Source organism: Bariatricus sp. HCP28S3_F11 (assembly GCF_052065395.1).
In the GTDB taxonomy this organism is placed as follows: Bacteria; Bacillota; Clostridia; order Lachnospirales; family Lachnospiraceae; genus Allocoprococcus.
In genome coordinates this window covers 1-16,835 of the sequence record NZ_JBQHUC010000021.1, presented here as the reverse complement: position 1 = coordinate 16,835, position 16,835 = coordinate 1, and the positions used below count along the sequence as shown (strand labels likewise).

Sequence of the window (16,835 nt, the reverse complement as noted above, 5' to 3'; positions counted from 1 at the left end):
TCATTACTCTTTTGTCACAATGCTATCAACATTGTCTTTTGTCACTAACTGATTATCAAGAATAACTGTCTTTTCAGGTGTCTCACCTTGCAGATACTTATATGCTGCTTCTACAATAGCTTTTCCAAGGAAGAATGGAGGCTCAGCAATTGTTCCTTCAACACTTCCGTTTCTAATATCGTCCATTGTTTCATCAAGTGCATCACAACCACATTTTACAATTTTATCAGTTCTTCCTGCTGCTTCAATCGCCTCTAATGCACCTAAAAGCATTTCATCATTTGCAGCATATAATCCGTCAATTTCCGGATTTGCCTGAAGGATATTTTCCATAACGCTCATAGCCTTCGCACGATCAAAGTCTGCCACCTGGCAAGCAACGATTTCCATATCAGGATTTGCATCCATAACTTCATTAAATCCTTTTGATCGGTTCTGAGCAACATTTGTACCAATGATACCCTGAAGTTCTACAATTTTACCTTTACCACCAAGTTCATCAACAAGGAACTGTCCTGCAAGTTTACCTGATTTAATTGCATCGTATCCAATGTGAGAAACAACTTCGCCGCCATTTGCTTCTCTGTCCATTGTAAACACTGGAATTCCAGCTTCGTTACAAGCTTCTACAGAAGAAACAATTGCATCTGAATCACAAGTATCAATGATAATCGCATCAGGTTTCTTTGTAATTAAGTTCTCAATGTCTTTCTGCTGAATTGCCGGATCATCCTGTGCATCTGTTACAATAAGTTCAATTCCATACTCATCCGCTGCTTTCTGGCATCCTTCTTTTACAGTTACAAAGAATGGATTTGTCTGAGTATTCATCGCCAATCCAATCGTATAACCATCTTTCTTTTCTTCAGAAGTTGACTCCTCTTTTTTTGTTTCTCCTGCTCCGCATCCTAACAGCATGCTTGCTGTCATAGCAACTACTAATAAAGCTGCAATTACTCTTTTTTTCATATTTTTTCTCCTTCCTTTTATGGATGTATATTTTTTATTGCTTCGCAATAAAATTCTAATATTACTCAGCTTTTGCAGATAAGTCCTTCACCTTCTTATCTACCATTACTGCCAACAGTACGACTGCTCCTTTTACAATGTTTGTTGCATGTGGGTTAACATTCATTAGGGTGAGAATATTATCAATAATACCCATGATCATTGCACCGATAACAGTCGGTAATACAAACCCAGTGCCGCCGCTAAGGCTTGTTCCGCCTAAAATAACTGCCGCAATGGCATCCATCTCAATTCCTTCCCCACTCGTAGACTGTGCTGAGCCAAGTCTGGCAGTTAAAACAATCGCTGCTATACCACTCATCAAACCGTTAAAAATATAGACTATCCACTCACTGTATTTTACTCTGATACCAGACAACCTTGCCGCTTCTTTATTTCCGCCTAATGCATAAATACTTCTTCCGAAACCAGTCTGAGTCAAAATATAATGAGCAATTAAATATAATATAACCAGAAGTAAAATTGGTACAGGGATTCCTAAAATCGTTCCTTTTCCAATAAACTTATATGCATCTACCTTTATAGCAATTGGTGCACCCTTTGTATATACAAGTACACATCCTCTTAAAAGTGTCATCATACCAAGTGTTGCAATAAATGGTGGGATTTCACATTGTGCCACAAAAAATCCATTGATTGCTCCGCACACAATTCCAATACCCAGTGCCGCAAGAATTGCAAGGAAAACATTCTCAGTAGATACCAGAATTCCTGCTGCAATCGCCCCTGCCAATCCAACAATAGAGCCTACCGACAAATCAATTCCACCCGTTAAAATAACAAATGTCATACCACATCCTACAATACCGGCAACTGTAATCTGCTTTACAACATTAAACAGGTTTGATACACTTAAGAAACTGCTTGACAAAATACTTGCAAATATACAGATTACAATCAAAATTAAGACAGAACGATAAATGTTAATCTGATTTATAAGCTTTTTCTTTCTTTCATTATTCATCTTCGTTTACTCCTCCCGATGCCTGAGCAAGAATAACTTCTTGACTCATCTCATCTTTTGATATCTCTAATACTGTTCTTCCTTCCCTCATAACAACAACTCTGTCACTTACTCCAATCAACTCAGGAAGATCTGTAGAAATAATAATGATGCTTTTTCCTTCTTTTGTAAGTTCATCCATAATCTGGTAGATTTCTGCTTTTGCCCCTACGTCAACACCACGCGTCGGTTCATCCAAAATCAGAATTTCCGGTTCTGCTTCAAGAACTTTTGCAAAAACAACCTTCTGCTGATTTCCTCCGCTCAGCTTTCCTACAAGTTGTTCCGGAGAACTCAGTTTAATATTTAACTTCTGGATCTCCTTTCCAATATTGCTGCTTTCTTGCTTCTTATCTAAACGAATACCCTTAGTAAGCTTTTTCAACGATGACATGGAAATGTTTTCTTTGATGCTTCGTATTAAAACAAGCCCTTCCTGTTTACGGTCATCCGAAACGAAACCGATTCCTGCCTCCAATGCCTTCCTCGGTGTAGAACAATCTCTTTGCTCTCCATGTATATAGATTTCTCCGCCCTCTTTCGGAAGTGCACCGTAAATGATTTTTGACAATTCTATTGTTCCCGATCCAAGCAAGCCTGTTATTCCTAAAATTTCACCTTTATGAAGTGCAATACTCACATCATTTACACCCCTGCTTTTCATATGTTTTGCTTCAAAAACAACTTCTTGCTGCTTATAATCACGCTTCGGGTACAAATTATCTACACTACGGCCTACCATAAGCGCAACTACTTCGTCATAATTGGTATCTTCAATATTCTTAGTAGCTACATATTTTCCATCTCGGAATACAGTAAGTCGGTCTGATATCTCAAAGATTTCATCCATTCTATGTGAGATATAGATAATAGCAATTCCTTTCTTCTTCAAATCATCGATAATATGAAAAAGAATCTTTATTTCTTCTTCTGCCAAAGCTGCCGTAGGTTCATCCATAATGATAATTTTGGCTCCAATGGTAAGGCATTTTGCAATTTCAACCATCTGAGATTCCGCTACAGATAGATTCTTTACTTTCATTTTTGCATTAATTCTCAATCCCAGCGAATCCAACTCATCCTGCGCATCCTTATAAAGCTTTTTCCAGTCTACTTTTCCAAATGAATTTTTTGGTAATCGGCCCAAATACATATTTTCTGCAACAGATAACTCTGTTACCATATTAAATTCCTGGTAAATCATAGCAATTCCTTTTTCTTCAGCTTCTCTGGTATTTCGGAATGCCACTTCTTTTCCATCGATATAAATATGCCCGGATGTATAAGGTTGTGCACCTGCAATAATTTTCATAAGCGTAGATTTACCTGCTCCGTTTTCTCCGCACAATGCATGTACTTCTCCTTCAATAATATCCAGCTTAACACCATCAAGTGCTCTTACACCCGGAAATGTTTTTACGATGGAATCTAATTTTAAAACAACTTTTCCTTCCATACTCTTCCTCTTTCCTGTTTAGTATGCACAGCCACATACGAGAATCACATTTGTATATCCCGTAAACTCTCCTGTCAGGACAATTGCTTTTGCATCTTCACTTCTTTTTTTCAGTTCAGTATGCGGCACATATTCTAATGGAAGATTTTCTGGCAAAAGCGCCAAAGCTTTTTTATGGAATTCTGGTGTTACTTCCAGCGCCTCATCTGCAAATACAGCTTTTTCAACCACAATTGCTTTTAAGATTTCTTCCAGTACTTCCAGATATCCCGGACTTCCTTCTTTCCATCCCAGATCTACCCTCTCTACTCCCTTCGGAATCGGCAGACCCGCATCGCCAATCACAATCATATCTTTATGCCTTAACTCCGCCAGTACCCTGCAAAGCTGCGGATGAAAAATTCCACTCTTTAACATCTTCTTACCTCCTAATTGTTATTAATAAAATCTTCAATTTCTTCTCTGGTTGGCATTGCCGGTGTTGTTCCAAGTCTCTGTACCGCTACAGCCGCCAGCGCATTTGCAAATCTTGCAGCTTCCCAAATATCTTTGCCTTCCGCTAACGCCGCTACCAGACCTCCATTAAATGCATCTCCGGCTCCTGTCGTATCAATTGCCTTCACTTTGTATGCCGGAATAATTTCCCTCTTTTCCGGTGTTGCGATATACACGCCTCGTCCGCCAAGTGTGATCAAAACGTTCTGTACTCCTTTAGCAAAGAACCAGTCTGCCGCTCGATCTGCATTTTCCTTCCCATCAACCGGAATTCCTGTAAGGATTTCTGCTTCAACTTCATTCGGAGTAATTAAGTAAACTTTTTTTAACACTTCGTCACTAATCGGCTGAACCGGAGCCGTATTAAGAATTACTTTTACGTTATTCTCTACTGCCATATCCACGATTTTCTCCACTGCTGATACATTGGTCTCAAGCTGTGTAAGTAAATACTCAGATTCTTTCAATTCGTCAGTCAATGATTCTACTTCTTCATCTGTAATCGTATTGCATGCACCAAGAATAACAACGATTTCATTCTGACTGCTATTCTCATCAACCATTATCAGCGCACATCCGGTTTCCTTTTCATCCGTGATAAAAACTTTATCCTTTTTCATTCCCAGCTCGTTCATTGCGTCCAGTGCAACATTTGCAAATGCATCTTTTCCAAGCTTTGTTACCATCGTTACGTCTGCGCCTGCTTTATGTGCAGCAACCCCCTGATTAAACCCTTTTCCTCCGGGGCCCATTTTAAAAATACTTCCTTTTACAGTTTCACCCGGCACTGGCAAGTGTGGCGTTCTTCCCATCAAATCAACAACAAAACTTCCAAATACTGTTACTTTACTCATTTCTGATTCTCCTATAATAAAACAATTCCATTACCTGCTCCGATTCGATCAGCTCCTGCTTCGATTAATGCCTTTGCATCTTCCGGAGTGCGAATTCCGCCACTTGCTTTTACCTTTGCCCTATCACCTACTGTTTCTTTCATCAATTTCACATCCGCAACTGTAGCGCCCCCTGTAGAAAAACCTGTCGATGTTTTTACAAATGCAGCGCCGGCTTCCACTGAAAGTTCACAGGCTTTTACTTTTTCTTCATCTGTCAGTAAACAAGTTTCAATAATCACCTTTACAATTGCAGGTTTTGATGCCTCTACTACTGCTTCAATATCTTTTTTCACAAAATCAAATCTTGCATCTTTCATGGCTCCAATATTAATAACCATATCAACTTCTTCTGCTCCATCAGCAACTGCCTGTTTTGCTTCAAAAGCTTTGGCCGATGTGGACATAGCTCCTAACGGAAAACCTACTACACAACATGTTTTTACACCAGACCCCTTTAATTCTTTAGCAACTAATGGCACAAAACAGGTATTGACACAAATAGATGCAAAACCATATTCCTTTGCTTCCCTACAATACCGTAAAATAGTTTTCTCACTTGCGTCAGCTTTTAACATTGTGTGATCAATCATTTTTGCAATACTCATTTTTATTCTCCTTTATCTACCTTATTTTTTATTAAGTAAACGTTTACATATCGTTGCAAAAAAATATGTACACGTTTACATTTTTTTGGGAAAGAAAAATATGTAATTATTTTACATATTTTTCTGAACCTCTGAGTTGAATTTTATATGGAATGACAACTTTTCTTACCTGTTTCATTCCATTTTCATTTCCAGCTGTAAGCTTCTGTAAAAGTAGCCGAACAGCCTCTCTTCCCTGTCTTCTGGCATCACGCTCTACTGCCGAAAATGGATACGCAATCGCATTTAGTGTTGTAATGCTATCATATCCTAGTACAGCTATGTCTTTTCCAGGTATCAGTCCTTGTTCTGTAATATATTTCAGGCATCCCAATGATGTTAAGTTATTAACCGTAAAAATCGCAGTTGGTTTTTCATCTAAAGACAATAACTCTTTTGTTGACACATATGCTTTATCTATTTTAAAATCACCAGAAACTATATATTCTTCTCGAATCGGTATTTCAAATGATTTTAAAGCTTCTTTATAACCTCTCAACCGCTCTCGTCCCGGAAGCGATGTCACAGGACCTGTTATAATCGCAATCTTCTCATGTCCTTCTTGAATTAAAGCTTTTACACCGTCATATGCTCCGTGAAAATTATCAGCAAACACTCCATCAAGTTCTACTCCCTCCATATCTCGATCCAGCAAAACAATTGGAACCCCTGCCTTCTCCAACCGCAAAAGCTCTTTTCTGCTTACCTTGTCTTTGGCAGAAACCGGTGCTATAATAATTCCTTTAAGTCTTTCACTCTCTGCTATCTTCAAATATGAATGCTCTCTGCTTTCTTGCTCGTCAGTATTAAATAGAAGAACATTTAAAGCATTTTCTTCAACTGTCTCTGTTATTCCTCTAATAACTTCCGCAAAAAATTCATTGCTAATATCCGGAACAATCACACCAATATTAAACGTATTTTGCATGCATAAGCTTCTTGCAATTGCGTTGGGAACATAATCATTCTCTTTAATAATATCTGTTATTCTCTTTTTTGTTTCTTCTTTCACATAACCGGAATTATTAATAACTCTGGATACTGTTGCAGTTGATACACCTGCTAATTTGGCAATGTCTTTAATATTCATATATTTATCCACTTCATTAGGTAAACGTTTACATATCTTGTATCCTGATATTATCACTCTTTTCATTTTTTGTAAATAGTTTTTTATGCATTCTGTTATAATACACATTTTTCTTTGTGCTTTTTTATGCATTATATACAACAAATCAGAGGGGTTTATCCTAATACCGAGATCAAAGGTAGCTTTACAATAAATTGTTCAATGATTCCACAAAAGGCGCCTCGGTTCAGTTCAAGAACCGGGACGCCTATAATAGAATTAATGTAAAAAGGCCAATGGGCGCTGCTCGTGGCAAGATGCCGGGGTCAAAAGCCCTGGCATCGTGGCAAAAGGAACGTCCCTATATCATTGCTTCAATCTCTTCTTTTTCAGGCATAGAACGAATCGCACCTTTCTTGGTGGTAATCAGAGAAGCGGCCGCATTTGCAAAAGTCAGCATCTCTTTCAGATTCTCTTCGCTCAAATCTTCGATGCCATGTTCCAGCACATAGTTCAGAACGCTTCCACAGAAGGTATCTCCGGCTCCTGTGGTGTCAGCTACATGTTCCTGAGCAAATCCCGGAACTTCGACGCGAAGATCTTTATAATATGCGCGGCTTCCGTCTTTTCCTAATGTCAGGCATACCAGTGGAATCTGGAAGCGGTCACGGATGATCTGAATTCCTTCGTCATAATCCTCTACTCCTGTAATAAACTGAATTTCATTATCAGAAATCTTCAGAATATCGCAGTGTTCCATTGCAGCCAGGATCTGTTCTTTAGCCAAGTCAAGTGAACTCCACAGCGGCGGGCGAAGATTCGGATCCAGTGAAATAAGAAGTCCGTTCTTTTTCGCAAGTTCTACTGCTTTCTTGGTTGCTTCTCTTACATCGTCATGTGTCATGGAAAGTGTTCCGAAGTGGAAGATTCTTGCTTTGGCAATCGCTTCCTCGTCAATTTCCTCTTTCTTCAACATCATATCTGCTCCCGGTTTCCGGTAAAATGAGAATTCTCTATCGCCATCCGGGAAAGTATGTACAAACGCAAGTGTTGTATTGATTTCTTTGTCAACTAATAAGTTGTCAGAATTAATCCCTGCCTCTTCGATTGTTTCCCGAAGCAGACGGCCAAACTGGTCATCCCCTACTTTGCCGATGAATGCTGTCTTCTTCCCAAGCTTACGCAGTATTGCCAGAACGTTGCAAGGTGCTCCACCCGGATTCGCCTCAAACAGATTATTTCCCTGTTCACTCTTTCCATTCATCGTGAAATCGATCAACAATTCTCCCAGTGCAATTACGTCAAATTCTTTTTCCATGATTTTTCTCCTCCTTAAATTTCTTTTTCCGTGATGCGCTCTATTTTAAATACGTTCAGCGTATCCACATCCGGACAGGCAAACACAGCCGTCCCTTTCTCCTGCCCGGGTATTTCTCCGCCATACCGCAGAATATCAACATATGGAAATGCAACATGCATCGCCATCGGACACAGTTCCCCTCTCTGGGTGTCAAAATCAAAGCTTTCTCCGATCTGGTGTCCTCGATGGCATCCTTTAGGACCTTTTCGGTCTATCAATGTTATTTTTATTTTTGGTCTTCCCATCAGTCCAATACCTCCAGACAGCTTTCAATCGGAATTCCTTTAAATTTGTCCTCATTGTTTTGATTCATGGAAATCAATGCTTTTGTGGCATCCATTGCTTTCTCGGTACTTTCAATCAGCGTTTTTCCTTCTAATAATTTCCCCATAAACACGGAGGAGAAAATATCTCCCGTGCCCGGGAAGCGTACCGGAATGCTGGTAAATGGACGAATACTTCTTTCCTTCGTCTGATAATCATATACGATCACCGCTTCCTTGTGATCGACCACCGCACTTGTAACCACAATCGAATGAGCTCCCTGGGCAAGCAGCTTCTCAATCAGACAATCCGCTTCCTCTAGCGTCATGCCATCTTCTTTATACTGCTCCCCGGCAAGACATGCTGCTTCTGTATAATTCGGCACGATATAATCTGCCACCTTTACCAGTTCCTTCATATGGGATATGGTCTGCTCCGTCACGCCGTTATAAAGCTTTCCTTCGTCCCCCATGATCGGATCCACAAAGATTCTCGTTCCTTTCCTGCTCTGCTGTCTGCAGAATTCTGCCACAAGCTTTGCCTGCCTTTCCGATACGATAAATCCGGTAGATACCGCATCAAAAGAAAATCCCAGTTCATCCCAGATCTTCATGGTATGCTCCATGTAATCCGTCGTTTCCAGTATATCAAATTTTCCGTAGTCAAGGGTATTTGACACCAACGCGGTCGGAAGATTATAAATATGATGACGCATGTGGGAAAGTACCGGTATCATTGCAGATAAAGCAACTTTACCGTATCCGGCCATATCATTGATCAGTAAAATCTGTTTACTCATAACTGTCCGCCTCTCCTTTTGCCTAAATTCATATGATGTAGGGATCAAAAGGTATTTCGCCCCCTATGATACACGGATTTCTCCGCGCTTTGTGCTCTCGAAATCCTATCATCATTCATATACCTAGATTATAAAATACATTTCCGCTCAGTGCAAGCGTCAGGTTCCTAAAACAGGCTTCACTCCTTCCTTTCGGAAAGAATAAAGCCTGTTTCTTTATCTTGATAATTCTTCTTTTGACCGTCTTACTAATTTCCACTCTTCCTGTGGTATATACTCTTTGGAAATTCCATCGTCCGTATAGAGCACATACTCCGCATACTCATCCGCAAATCCAATCCATTCCAGACGATTTTCATCCACGTCGGAAACGGATTTTACATTTTCATCAAGAACCGCAAACGGAAGCATATGATTTTTCTTTACAAAAATAACGACCTCATCCAGCGCAACATCCACATAATGATGTCCCTTTCCCAGAACCTGACTGGTTCTGTCTTCCGGTGACTTCATACGCACCATCAGCATTTCTTCCGGCAGGTATACATAACGTCCCTTTGCATTCTGCGTATAGACCGGAGCAATCATGATGCTGTCACCGACCAGAAGCTGGTCTTCCACACGATAAGCCTGTGAATCTTCCGGATAGTCAAATGACAGCGGTCTGAAATACATCTCATCGCTCAGTACAGCCTTCATATATTCACTGTAAAGATACGGAACCAGGCTGTACCGGATACGGATGATATTCCGGAATTCCGGAATTCTGTCAAACTGGTAAACTTCCTGTTCTCTTGTTCCAAGTGCCGCGTGATTTCGCATCAGTGGTGTAAACATGCCGAATTCCAGCCAGCGCATGACCAGATCTTCTGTCGTATCACTTCCAAACCCTCCGATGTCGGAGCCGGTGTACAGGATACCGATCATGTTCAGTGCCGGCATCTGCTGCATACTTGTCAGGATCTGACTCCACCAGGAATTGTTGTCGCCGGTCCAGATTCCGCCGTAACGGTGCATTCCGATATAGGAAGAACGCGAGAATAACAACGTTCTCTTTTCCGGAGCAATTTTGTCAAATGCTTCCGCTGCCGCTCTTGTCATATTGAATCCATAAAGGTTATGCACCTTCTCATGACAGATCCATTTGCCATCCATATTATGGTAGAAGCTCCGGTAGTCTTCCGGGCTGTTGGACAATCCTGTAACCAAATCTTTGAGATGGAAAAATGAATAAATATCCAGATTTTCATCCTTCATGGAGATCAGCTCTTCGAACACCTTCTTAATCCGGTCTTCCGAATAGAAAATAGCCGGTTCATTCATATCATTCCAGAACCCTTCGATTCCCTGTTCCATCAGCCATCTGTATTTTCCGCCGAACCATTCTCTGGCTTTTGAGTTCAGAACATCCGGAAAATGTACTTTTCCAGGCCATACTGCTGCCACAAAATCTTTTCCATTCTCATCCTTGCAGAAATAATTTTCCTTCACACCTTCTTCGTAAATCGGATAGTCTTTCTCAATTTTTACGCCGGCATCGATGATCGGCACAAGATGTACTCCCTCTGATTTCATCTCAGAGGTAAATCCCTCAAAATCAGGAAACTTTTCCGTGTCTACCGTAAAATCTTTAAATCTTTCCATATAGTCGATATCAAGATATACTGCATCCAGCGGAATTCCGTTTTCACGATGTCCTTCTACAACTTTCCGAATGTCACTTTCGCTTTGATAACCCCACCGTGACTGCTGATAGCCAAAAGCCCACTTCGGAGCAACATAACTTTGCCCGATCAGTTTACGGAACTGTTTCACAATATCCTTCAGGTTTTCACCTTCAATGACATAGATTACACAATTTTCTTCTGCCGTGATCACAAGCTCATCCAGATGTGTTTCCCCTACATCAAATACAACTTTTCCCGGATCATCCACAAAAATACCGAAAGATTTTTCTTTCTTTTCTGCACGATTCTCTCTGCATAAGATCATAAAATTATGCACACCATATAAAGAATGCTTATTTTCCGTATGTACCGGATCATCCGTGGCATCGCTGACATAAGAAAATCCTCTTTTGTTGATGCCGCGCACCTGTTCGCCAAGTCCATACACAATATCTTCTTCATCCATTCTGCAGCTGAGTCGGACCATATCATCTTTCACTTCCAGATCCATCACCGTAATCCCCTGCTCGCATTCCGGAAGCTCCATCACAACCGCTCCCGTCTCAATCGGCTCTCCGAATATATATTTCCTGATCATGTTCTTTCCCTCCTGAAATGACAGCTCATCATTTAATCTACATTCATTATACACGGCACATAGGACGATTTCTTGTATTATTCGTTCTAAAAATAACACAATATTATCCTTTTTCTACAATTTCAGACTTCTTGCCGCCTTATACCCATATTTTTCTTCCGCCTCCAGAACCGCACGGTTTACCGCTTTCCCAACCACATGCGCCGCCAGCGTTCCTACAACGTCCGGATTTGATTTTACTTTTCCGACCGAAAGCGCATAGATGGAATCCCCCATCCATAGAAGTATTCACCGGGCGAATGGTCCGGGCAAGTCCGTTGCTTGCCATGGCCGCCACTTTATTCATCTCTGCTTTATCAAGCCCTGCATTCGTAATAACAGCGCCAATAGAAGTGTTAAACGCGAACTTACTTGCAATCTGAAGCAGTTTTACCATTTCCTCCTCGCTGGAAATCATTCCGTCTTTTTTGCTGTTGAGAAGCCCTGCAAGCTGTTTCTGGGAATCCATTTCAAACACATCTCCGATTGCGTTCACGACAACGATCGCTCCCACCTGAAGGCTTCCAACCTTCAGGCAATAGCATCCAAGTCCGGACTTCATGGCAAATTTATCCCCATGAATCTTACCGACAGTGGCGCCCATTCCGGCACCTACATTTCCATTACGCTCCATATTTTTCTCACTGTCCAAACAGGCCGCGTAACCCATCGCAGCATCAGGACGCACTTTCCCGCTCGCACATCCACGCCGCAAGGTGCTTTTTTATCACAAATAATAACACTGCATCCCGTGCCATGTTCTTCATCCTGCGCATGGCCGATGCGTATATTTTTTATACTGTTAAGACTTATTTCCTTCCACTGGCTCATATTAAATCCTCCTTAATCTGCCATTTTCTCGGAATGTAAACGCTTCACTTATCTACTTCAAATCCATCTCTCTATTAATGTGATATTCCTTATATAATGCATTTCTGAATTTCAAATCACTCGTTGCCCTGCCAAGATCATCAATCCTGGAATCTTTGAGCAATTTCTCCGTTAATGTAGCAAAATAATTCTCATGCTTTTTAACAAAATTCATCATCTGTTCTTTCTGACTTCTATATTTTAACATGCTGAAAATCTCTTGTAAATGCAAGGGATCCCATTGACATTACAGCCATCTTATTCTGTTTTTGATGATTCATATTTCCTCCTGAACTCTGTTATTATTTGCATACAAAACGAGACAAGCGCTCATTTTCTGATATATTGCATCAAAAAAGCGCAGGCGTAAATCCATTTTATATCCGGACTTACGCTTGCGCTGCTTCGATAACACAAGTATAAAAGAAAAAAATTATTTTGTCAAAAGTATTTTTCTAGGCTGTATATACAACTTCTCCGTCGATCATGGTCACCTGTACTTTTGCATCGGTATCCAGTCCCAGTCTTCCTTTGACCACGATGATATCCGCATCTTTTCCTGCTTCCAGGCTGCCTAAACGATCTTCCAGACCGAGCTGTCTGACCGGATTGATCGTTACCATGCGAAGGACACGCTCCGGTTCCACACCTTCTCTGACCGCTTCGCCCATGTGATGATACAAAGACTCTTCACTCAGGATCGGAGAATCCGTAATAAGTGCAACATTCACTCCGCGATCATCCAGCATTTTCACCGCTTCCACATCAATTTTACGGCGTTCCCCAGCCGCACGGTAGGTCGCGATTGGGCCATAGCAAATATCACATCCACTCTCTACGATCTCATCCAAATAATCGGTGGCTCCCCATGCATGCTCCAGTGAAAACCGTACGCCATATGCGGTTGCAACCTCGATCGCCGTCAGCATATCGTACTGTGTACAGTGGATTTTACAAGGAATTTCTCCCCGAAGTGCCGGTATGATTGCTTCCATATTTGCATCATATTCCTGCTCTTCGCCTTTTTCCTGCTTTTCAAGATAGTCTTTTGCCTTGCGGAAGGTATCCCAAAGAACATTTGCCACACCCATTCTCGTCATCGGCAGACGGTTCAAGTCTCCAAACGTATTTTTCGGATTTCCGCCAAGTGCGATCTTTACTGCTGCCGGCGCTTTTACCGTCATATCAAAAATATTATTTCCATAAGTCTTTGCCACAAACGGCTGTCCGCAAAATACATCTCCGCTTCCCGGCGTAAATAACATGGATGTGATTCCATGTTCATAAGCCACTTTGAGTTCCCGTGCCTGCGGATTCATACCGTAACGGGCATCCATCGCTGCTGATACCGGATTGGTCATCTCATTTGCATCATCCACTGCTTTATCATGATTAAAATCAAAAAGCCCGATGTGTGTATGTGCATCAAAAAGTCCCGGCATAACATGGCATCCACAAGCTTCGATCACATTAGCATCTGCTGCCTGAATTTCCGGAGCCACTTCCAGAATCTTTCCGTTCTCCACCAGGATATCTCCCTGAAAACTTTCCTGCCCGTCAATCATAGTATGCAGGATTCCGCCTTTAATCAGTGTTCTGCTCATTAGAAAATCACCTCCCCATTTACGATACTATGCACAACTTTCGCCGCGTAAGTTGTAACCGGATGTCCGGTAAAAATAGAAATATCCGCATCTTTTCCTTCTTCCAGCGTACCGATACGGTCTTCTGCCCCCAGCATCTGCGCAGGATAAATCGTCATCATCTTCACAACATCCTCAGCTGAAATTCCGGCTCTGTACGCTTCAATTGCAGACCAGATGAACACTTCCCGTCCTTCTGAATATCCACCGCATGAATTCGTAAATGCAATCCGGTTCCCATTCTCAACCAGATCCTTCAATTTACTCAGATCCATTCTGTTCTTTGCAATCTGGGACATATTGTTCACATTCCCCAGGATAATTCCTACTTTCTGTTCTTTGATTTCTTTCAGTGAATCTTCAAAACAGAATCCGTCTACCAGATTGATCTGTACTTTTTCGTCCTTCATCATGTGAAGAATTCCGTCAATCTCATTTTTTGTAGAAGCTGCTACAAATACCTGCATGCTCTGCTCATCAAATACGCTGCAGATCACGTTCTGTTTTTCAGTTCTCTTTTCCTTTTCTGTCGCGCGTGCCGTGCGAAGTGCTTCCTGAAGGAGGAAGAAAATTCCCATTTTTGTCATCGGGACCTGACTGTTCTTCCCATAAGTTTCCTTAACACTTCCCGTTACACTGCATTTAAGTCCTGCATGTTCTTTCACGATACGTTCTTTCATTTTCTGCGGTGCGGTCTTGCACACAGCGATCTGTCCGCCCATCACATTACTGTTCGCCGGCGCAACCCCGATCGTGGTAATTCCGCTTCTGTAAAATTCCTGAGCATTCACCTCATCCGGATCAATACTGTATTTCAGATTCATTTCCGGTGTAATCGGATCGGAATGTTCATCGTTATCCAGATGGCGGGAAGGCATCCCCATTCCGCCTACTGCCGATACCGGGTCAATAAATCCCGGAAATACTTCACAGCCGGATGCATCAATGATCTCTGCTCCTGCTTCTTCAAGACCGCTTCCGATTTTTCGGATTCTCTTTCCATCAACAAGTATATCACAATCCACGAGGACTTCTCCATTTCCAACATGCACTGTTCCATTTTTAATCAGGTACATTTTACTTTCATCTCCTCTCGTACTTTCAAAAAATGGGGAACAACCAAAAGATTGTTCCCCACATCTATCGGATGCCAGAAAACATCCTGTTATTTTTCTACTGATACCTCTGCCCAGTTAATATGTCCATTTGTAGATACATTGTAATTCTTTACATAGTTTGCTACGTATGTCGGGCTTTCTTCCAGATATTCAGGAGCAATAATTGCATTTTCTACAAGCAGTCTTTCTGCCTCCAGATACAGCTGTGCTTTTTCTTTATCATCAACCGTATTGGTTGCTGTATCGCAAAGCTCTTTGAATTTAGCTGAATCTTCATTATCCCATCCAGTCTTAGAACTGTTGAAGTATCCATTTACCGGATCAAACAGAGAAAGAAGAGCACTTGGTTCATTATAATATGGTCCCCATCCGCCTACTGCGATATCATAATCGCCGGCATCAATTTTTTCCCACATGATGTTCCATTCCATCATGTCGATCTGTACATTGATTCCAAGTGTTGATTCCCAGATCTGTTTATACCATTCAGCCATCTTCTTAGAAAGTTCTGTCGTTCCACGGCTCGCATAACGAATCGTTACCTGTGACGGATCTGCCGGTTTTCCAAGTTCTGCAAGACCTTCCTCAAGAAGCTTCTTCGGATCCGGATTTTCTGCCTGCAGTTCTTTTACAAAATAGTTCTGTCCATCAACCATTTCTGTATACGGTGTATCCCCAACCCTCATTGTGTCTGGCATCATAGAGTAAATCGGAAGCGCTTTTCCATCACGAAGTGTATCAACAAATTCCTGACGGTCAAATGCAACTGAAAGTGCCTGACGAATCTTTGTGTTAGAAAGATATTCATTTGACAGGTTGAACATTAAGAATTCCGGAGCACTGTTCGGAACGATGTTCTCTGTTGCATTACCTGCTTCATTGATCATCTTGCCCCAGTTCGCATCAGATGTAGATACTACATCGATTTCGCCATTGATAAATGCCTGTACTGCTGTTGCAGATTCCTGGATAACTTTCTGTACTATTTTATCCAGCTTGATGTTTTCTGCATTCCAGTTGTTCGGGTTCTTCACCGCAACAAGCTCTGTATTCTGGCTCCATGATTCCACCATAAACGGTCCACTGTAAACAGTCTTATCTGCAGATGATCCATAAGTCTCACCCCACTCTTCATATTTGTCCTGTCTTACAGGGAAGAGGTCTGCAAGTAATTCTACAAAATAAGATGCCGGATGTGTAATTGTGATTTCCAGTGTTGTATCATCAATTGCCTTTACCGCAATCTCATCAGCTGTCTTGCCATTGCTGTAAAGTGCTTCACCAAAATTCTGGATAATGCCGTCGAATAACCATGCATTTACTGCTGCTGTGTCTGGATTTGCCATCAACTTCAGAGTATATTCATAATCTTTTGCTGTAAATGGCTCTCCATCACTCCATTTCATTCCTTCACGAAGATGGAATGTATAAGTCATACCGTCTTCGCTTACATCCCACTTTTCTGCTGCTGCAGGAATCACATCATAAGTATTGTTTTCTTTTGTTACCTTTCTTACCAGTGGCTCACAAAGAATATTGTGTGCTTCATTATCCGGTGCAGTCGTATTCATGATCGGATTAAGACCAACTACAACGCTGTTAGTACTGTAGGTAAATACCTGGCCTGATCCGGTACTTCCGCCTTCTCCACCACTGGATTCCTTCTTTTCTCCTCCGCCGCAGCCGACCATAGATCCGACTACGAGCACTGCTGCAAGAAGTCCTGCAAGCATTCTTGTTCTCTTTTTCATGTTTTTCCCTCCTTACGGTATAGGGTAGTGTCAAAAACTACCTGTTTTTTTGTCCCAAAATTCAATAAAAACCTTGATTTTATGGGAGAATGCAAATAAAAAGAGCATTGACCTCCCTTTTTCTGGTATAATGT

The 16,835-nt window shown here is 41.4% G+C and carries 17 protein-coding genes; all 17 read right to left on the bottom strand.

Going from position 1 to position 16,835, the window contains the following annotated elements:
* Positions 1 to 3 precede the first annotated feature (3 nt).
* The 17 genes from ACTNBR_RS10550 to ACTNBR_RS10470 all read right to left on the bottom strand — a co-directional run bounded on the left by ACTNBR_RS10550 (position 4) and on the right by ACTNBR_RS10470 (position 16,701).
* The gene (locus tag ACTNBR_RS10550; RefSeq protein ID WP_441018144.1) at positions 4 to 969 is read right to left on the bottom strand and encodes a substrate-binding domain-containing protein; all 966 of its coding nucleotides are present in this window, start codon (positions 967 to 969) and stop codon (positions 4 to 6) included.
* Between the two features lie 61 nt (positions 970 to 1,030).
* Positions 1,031 to 1,993, bottom strand: a complete 963-nt coding sequence (locus ACTNBR_RS10545; protein ID WP_441018146.1) for an ABC transporter permease — start codon at positions 1,991 to 1,993, stop codon at positions 1,031 to 1,033.
* Positions 1,986 to 3,488 carry a sugar ABC transporter ATP-binding protein gene (locus ACTNBR_RS10540; protein WP_441018148.1) on the bottom strand — a complete coding sequence of 501 codons (1,503 nt, stop codon included), beginning with the start codon at positions 3,486 to 3,488 and terminating at the stop codon, positions 1,986 to 1,988. The genes ACTNBR_RS10545 and ACTNBR_RS10540 overlap by 8 nt, the downstream gene beginning before the upstream one ends.
* An 18-nt stretch (positions 3,489 to 3,506) precedes the next feature.
* Positions 3,507 to 3,905: a D-ribose pyranase gene (rbsD, locus tag ACTNBR_RS10535; RefSeq protein WP_441018150.1), complete on the bottom strand. Its 399-nt coding sequence runs from the start codon at positions 3,903 to 3,905 to the stop codon at positions 3,507 to 3,509.
* Between the two features lie 11 nt (positions 3,906 to 3,916).
* Complete coding sequence (gene rbsK, locus ACTNBR_RS10530; protein ID WP_441018152.1) at positions 3,917 to 4,837, bottom strand: ribokinase; 921 nt, start codon at positions 4,835 to 4,837, stop codon at positions 3,917 to 3,919.
* A gap of 11 nt (positions 4,838 to 4,848) precedes the next feature.
* Entirely contained in the window at positions 4,849 to 5,484 is a 636-nt protein-coding gene (deoC, locus tag ACTNBR_RS10525) for a deoxyribose-phosphate aldolase (RefSeq protein ID WP_441018154.1), read from the bottom strand.
* A gap of 106 nt (positions 5,485 to 5,590) precedes the next feature.
* Positions 5,591 to 6,613, bottom strand: a complete 1,023-nt coding sequence (locus tag ACTNBR_RS10520) for a LacI family DNA-binding transcriptional regulator (RefSeq protein WP_441018176.1) — start codon at positions 6,611 to 6,613, stop codon at positions 5,591 to 5,593.
* A gap of 340 nt (positions 6,614 to 6,953) precedes the next feature.
* Positions 6,954 to 7,910, bottom strand: coding sequence for a carbohydrate kinase family protein (locus tag ACTNBR_RS10515; RefSeq protein ID WP_427819577.1), 957 nt, complete (start codon positions 7,908 to 7,910; stop codon positions 6,954 to 6,956).
* A 14-nt stretch (positions 7,911 to 7,924) separates the two neighbouring features.
* Positions 7,925 to 8,197, bottom strand: coding sequence for a TIGR04076 family protein (locus tag ACTNBR_RS10510; RefSeq protein ID WP_441018156.1), 273 nt, complete (start codon positions 8,195 to 8,197; stop codon positions 7,925 to 7,927).
* Positions 8,197 to 9,015 (bottom strand): pyridoxamine kinase, encoded by an 819-nt coding sequence (locus ACTNBR_RS10505; RefSeq protein WP_427819574.1) that lies wholly within the window; start codon positions 9,013 to 9,015, stop codon positions 8,197 to 8,199. The genes ACTNBR_RS10510 and ACTNBR_RS10505 overlap by 1 nt, the downstream gene beginning before the upstream one ends.
* A 216-nt stretch (positions 9,016 to 9,231) precedes the next feature.
* The gene (locus tag ACTNBR_RS10500; protein WP_441018158.1) at positions 9,232 to 11,280 is read right to left on the bottom strand and encodes a glycoside hydrolase family 31 protein; all 2,049 of its coding nucleotides are present in this window, start codon (positions 11,278 to 11,280) and stop codon (positions 9,232 to 9,234) included.
* 139 nt (positions 11,281 to 11,419) lie between these two features.
* The gene (locus tag ACTNBR_RS10495; protein ID WP_441018160.1) at positions 11,420 to 11,953 is read right to left on the bottom strand and encodes a P1 family peptidase; all 534 of its coding nucleotides are present in this window, start codon (positions 11,951 to 11,953) and stop codon (positions 11,420 to 11,422) included.
* Positions 11,932 to 12,150 carry a hypothetical protein gene (locus ACTNBR_RS10490; RefSeq protein ID WP_441018162.1) on the bottom strand — a complete coding sequence of 73 codons (219 nt, stop codon included), beginning with the start codon at positions 12,148 to 12,150 and terminating at the stop codon, positions 11,932 to 11,934. The genes ACTNBR_RS10495 and ACTNBR_RS10490 overlap by 22 nt, the downstream gene beginning before the upstream one ends.
* Positions 12,151 to 12,202: 52 nt before the next feature.
* Positions 12,203 to 12,397 (bottom strand): hypothetical protein, encoded by a 195-nt coding sequence (locus ACTNBR_RS10485; RefSeq protein ID WP_441018164.1) that lies wholly within the window; start codon positions 12,395 to 12,397, stop codon positions 12,203 to 12,205.
* Between the two features lie 247 nt (positions 12,398 to 12,644).
* Positions 12,645 to 13,793 (bottom strand): amidohydrolase family protein, encoded by a 1,149-nt coding sequence (locus ACTNBR_RS10480; protein WP_441018166.1) that lies wholly within the window; start codon positions 13,791 to 13,793, stop codon positions 12,645 to 12,647.
* The gene (locus ACTNBR_RS10475; protein WP_441018168.1) at positions 13,793 to 14,908 is read right to left on the bottom strand and encodes an amidohydrolase family protein; all 1,116 of its coding nucleotides are present in this window, start codon (positions 14,906 to 14,908) and stop codon (positions 13,793 to 13,795) included. Before ACTNBR_RS10475 ends, ACTNBR_RS10480 begins: the two co-directional genes overlap by 1 nt.
* Before the next feature lie 89 nt (positions 14,909 to 14,997).
* A complete protein-coding gene (locus tag ACTNBR_RS10470; protein WP_441018170.1) occupies positions 14,998 to 16,701 on the bottom strand; it encodes a peptide ABC transporter substrate-binding protein in 1,704 nt (567 codons plus the stop codon).
* Positions 16,702 to 16,835: the final 134 nt, after the last annotated feature.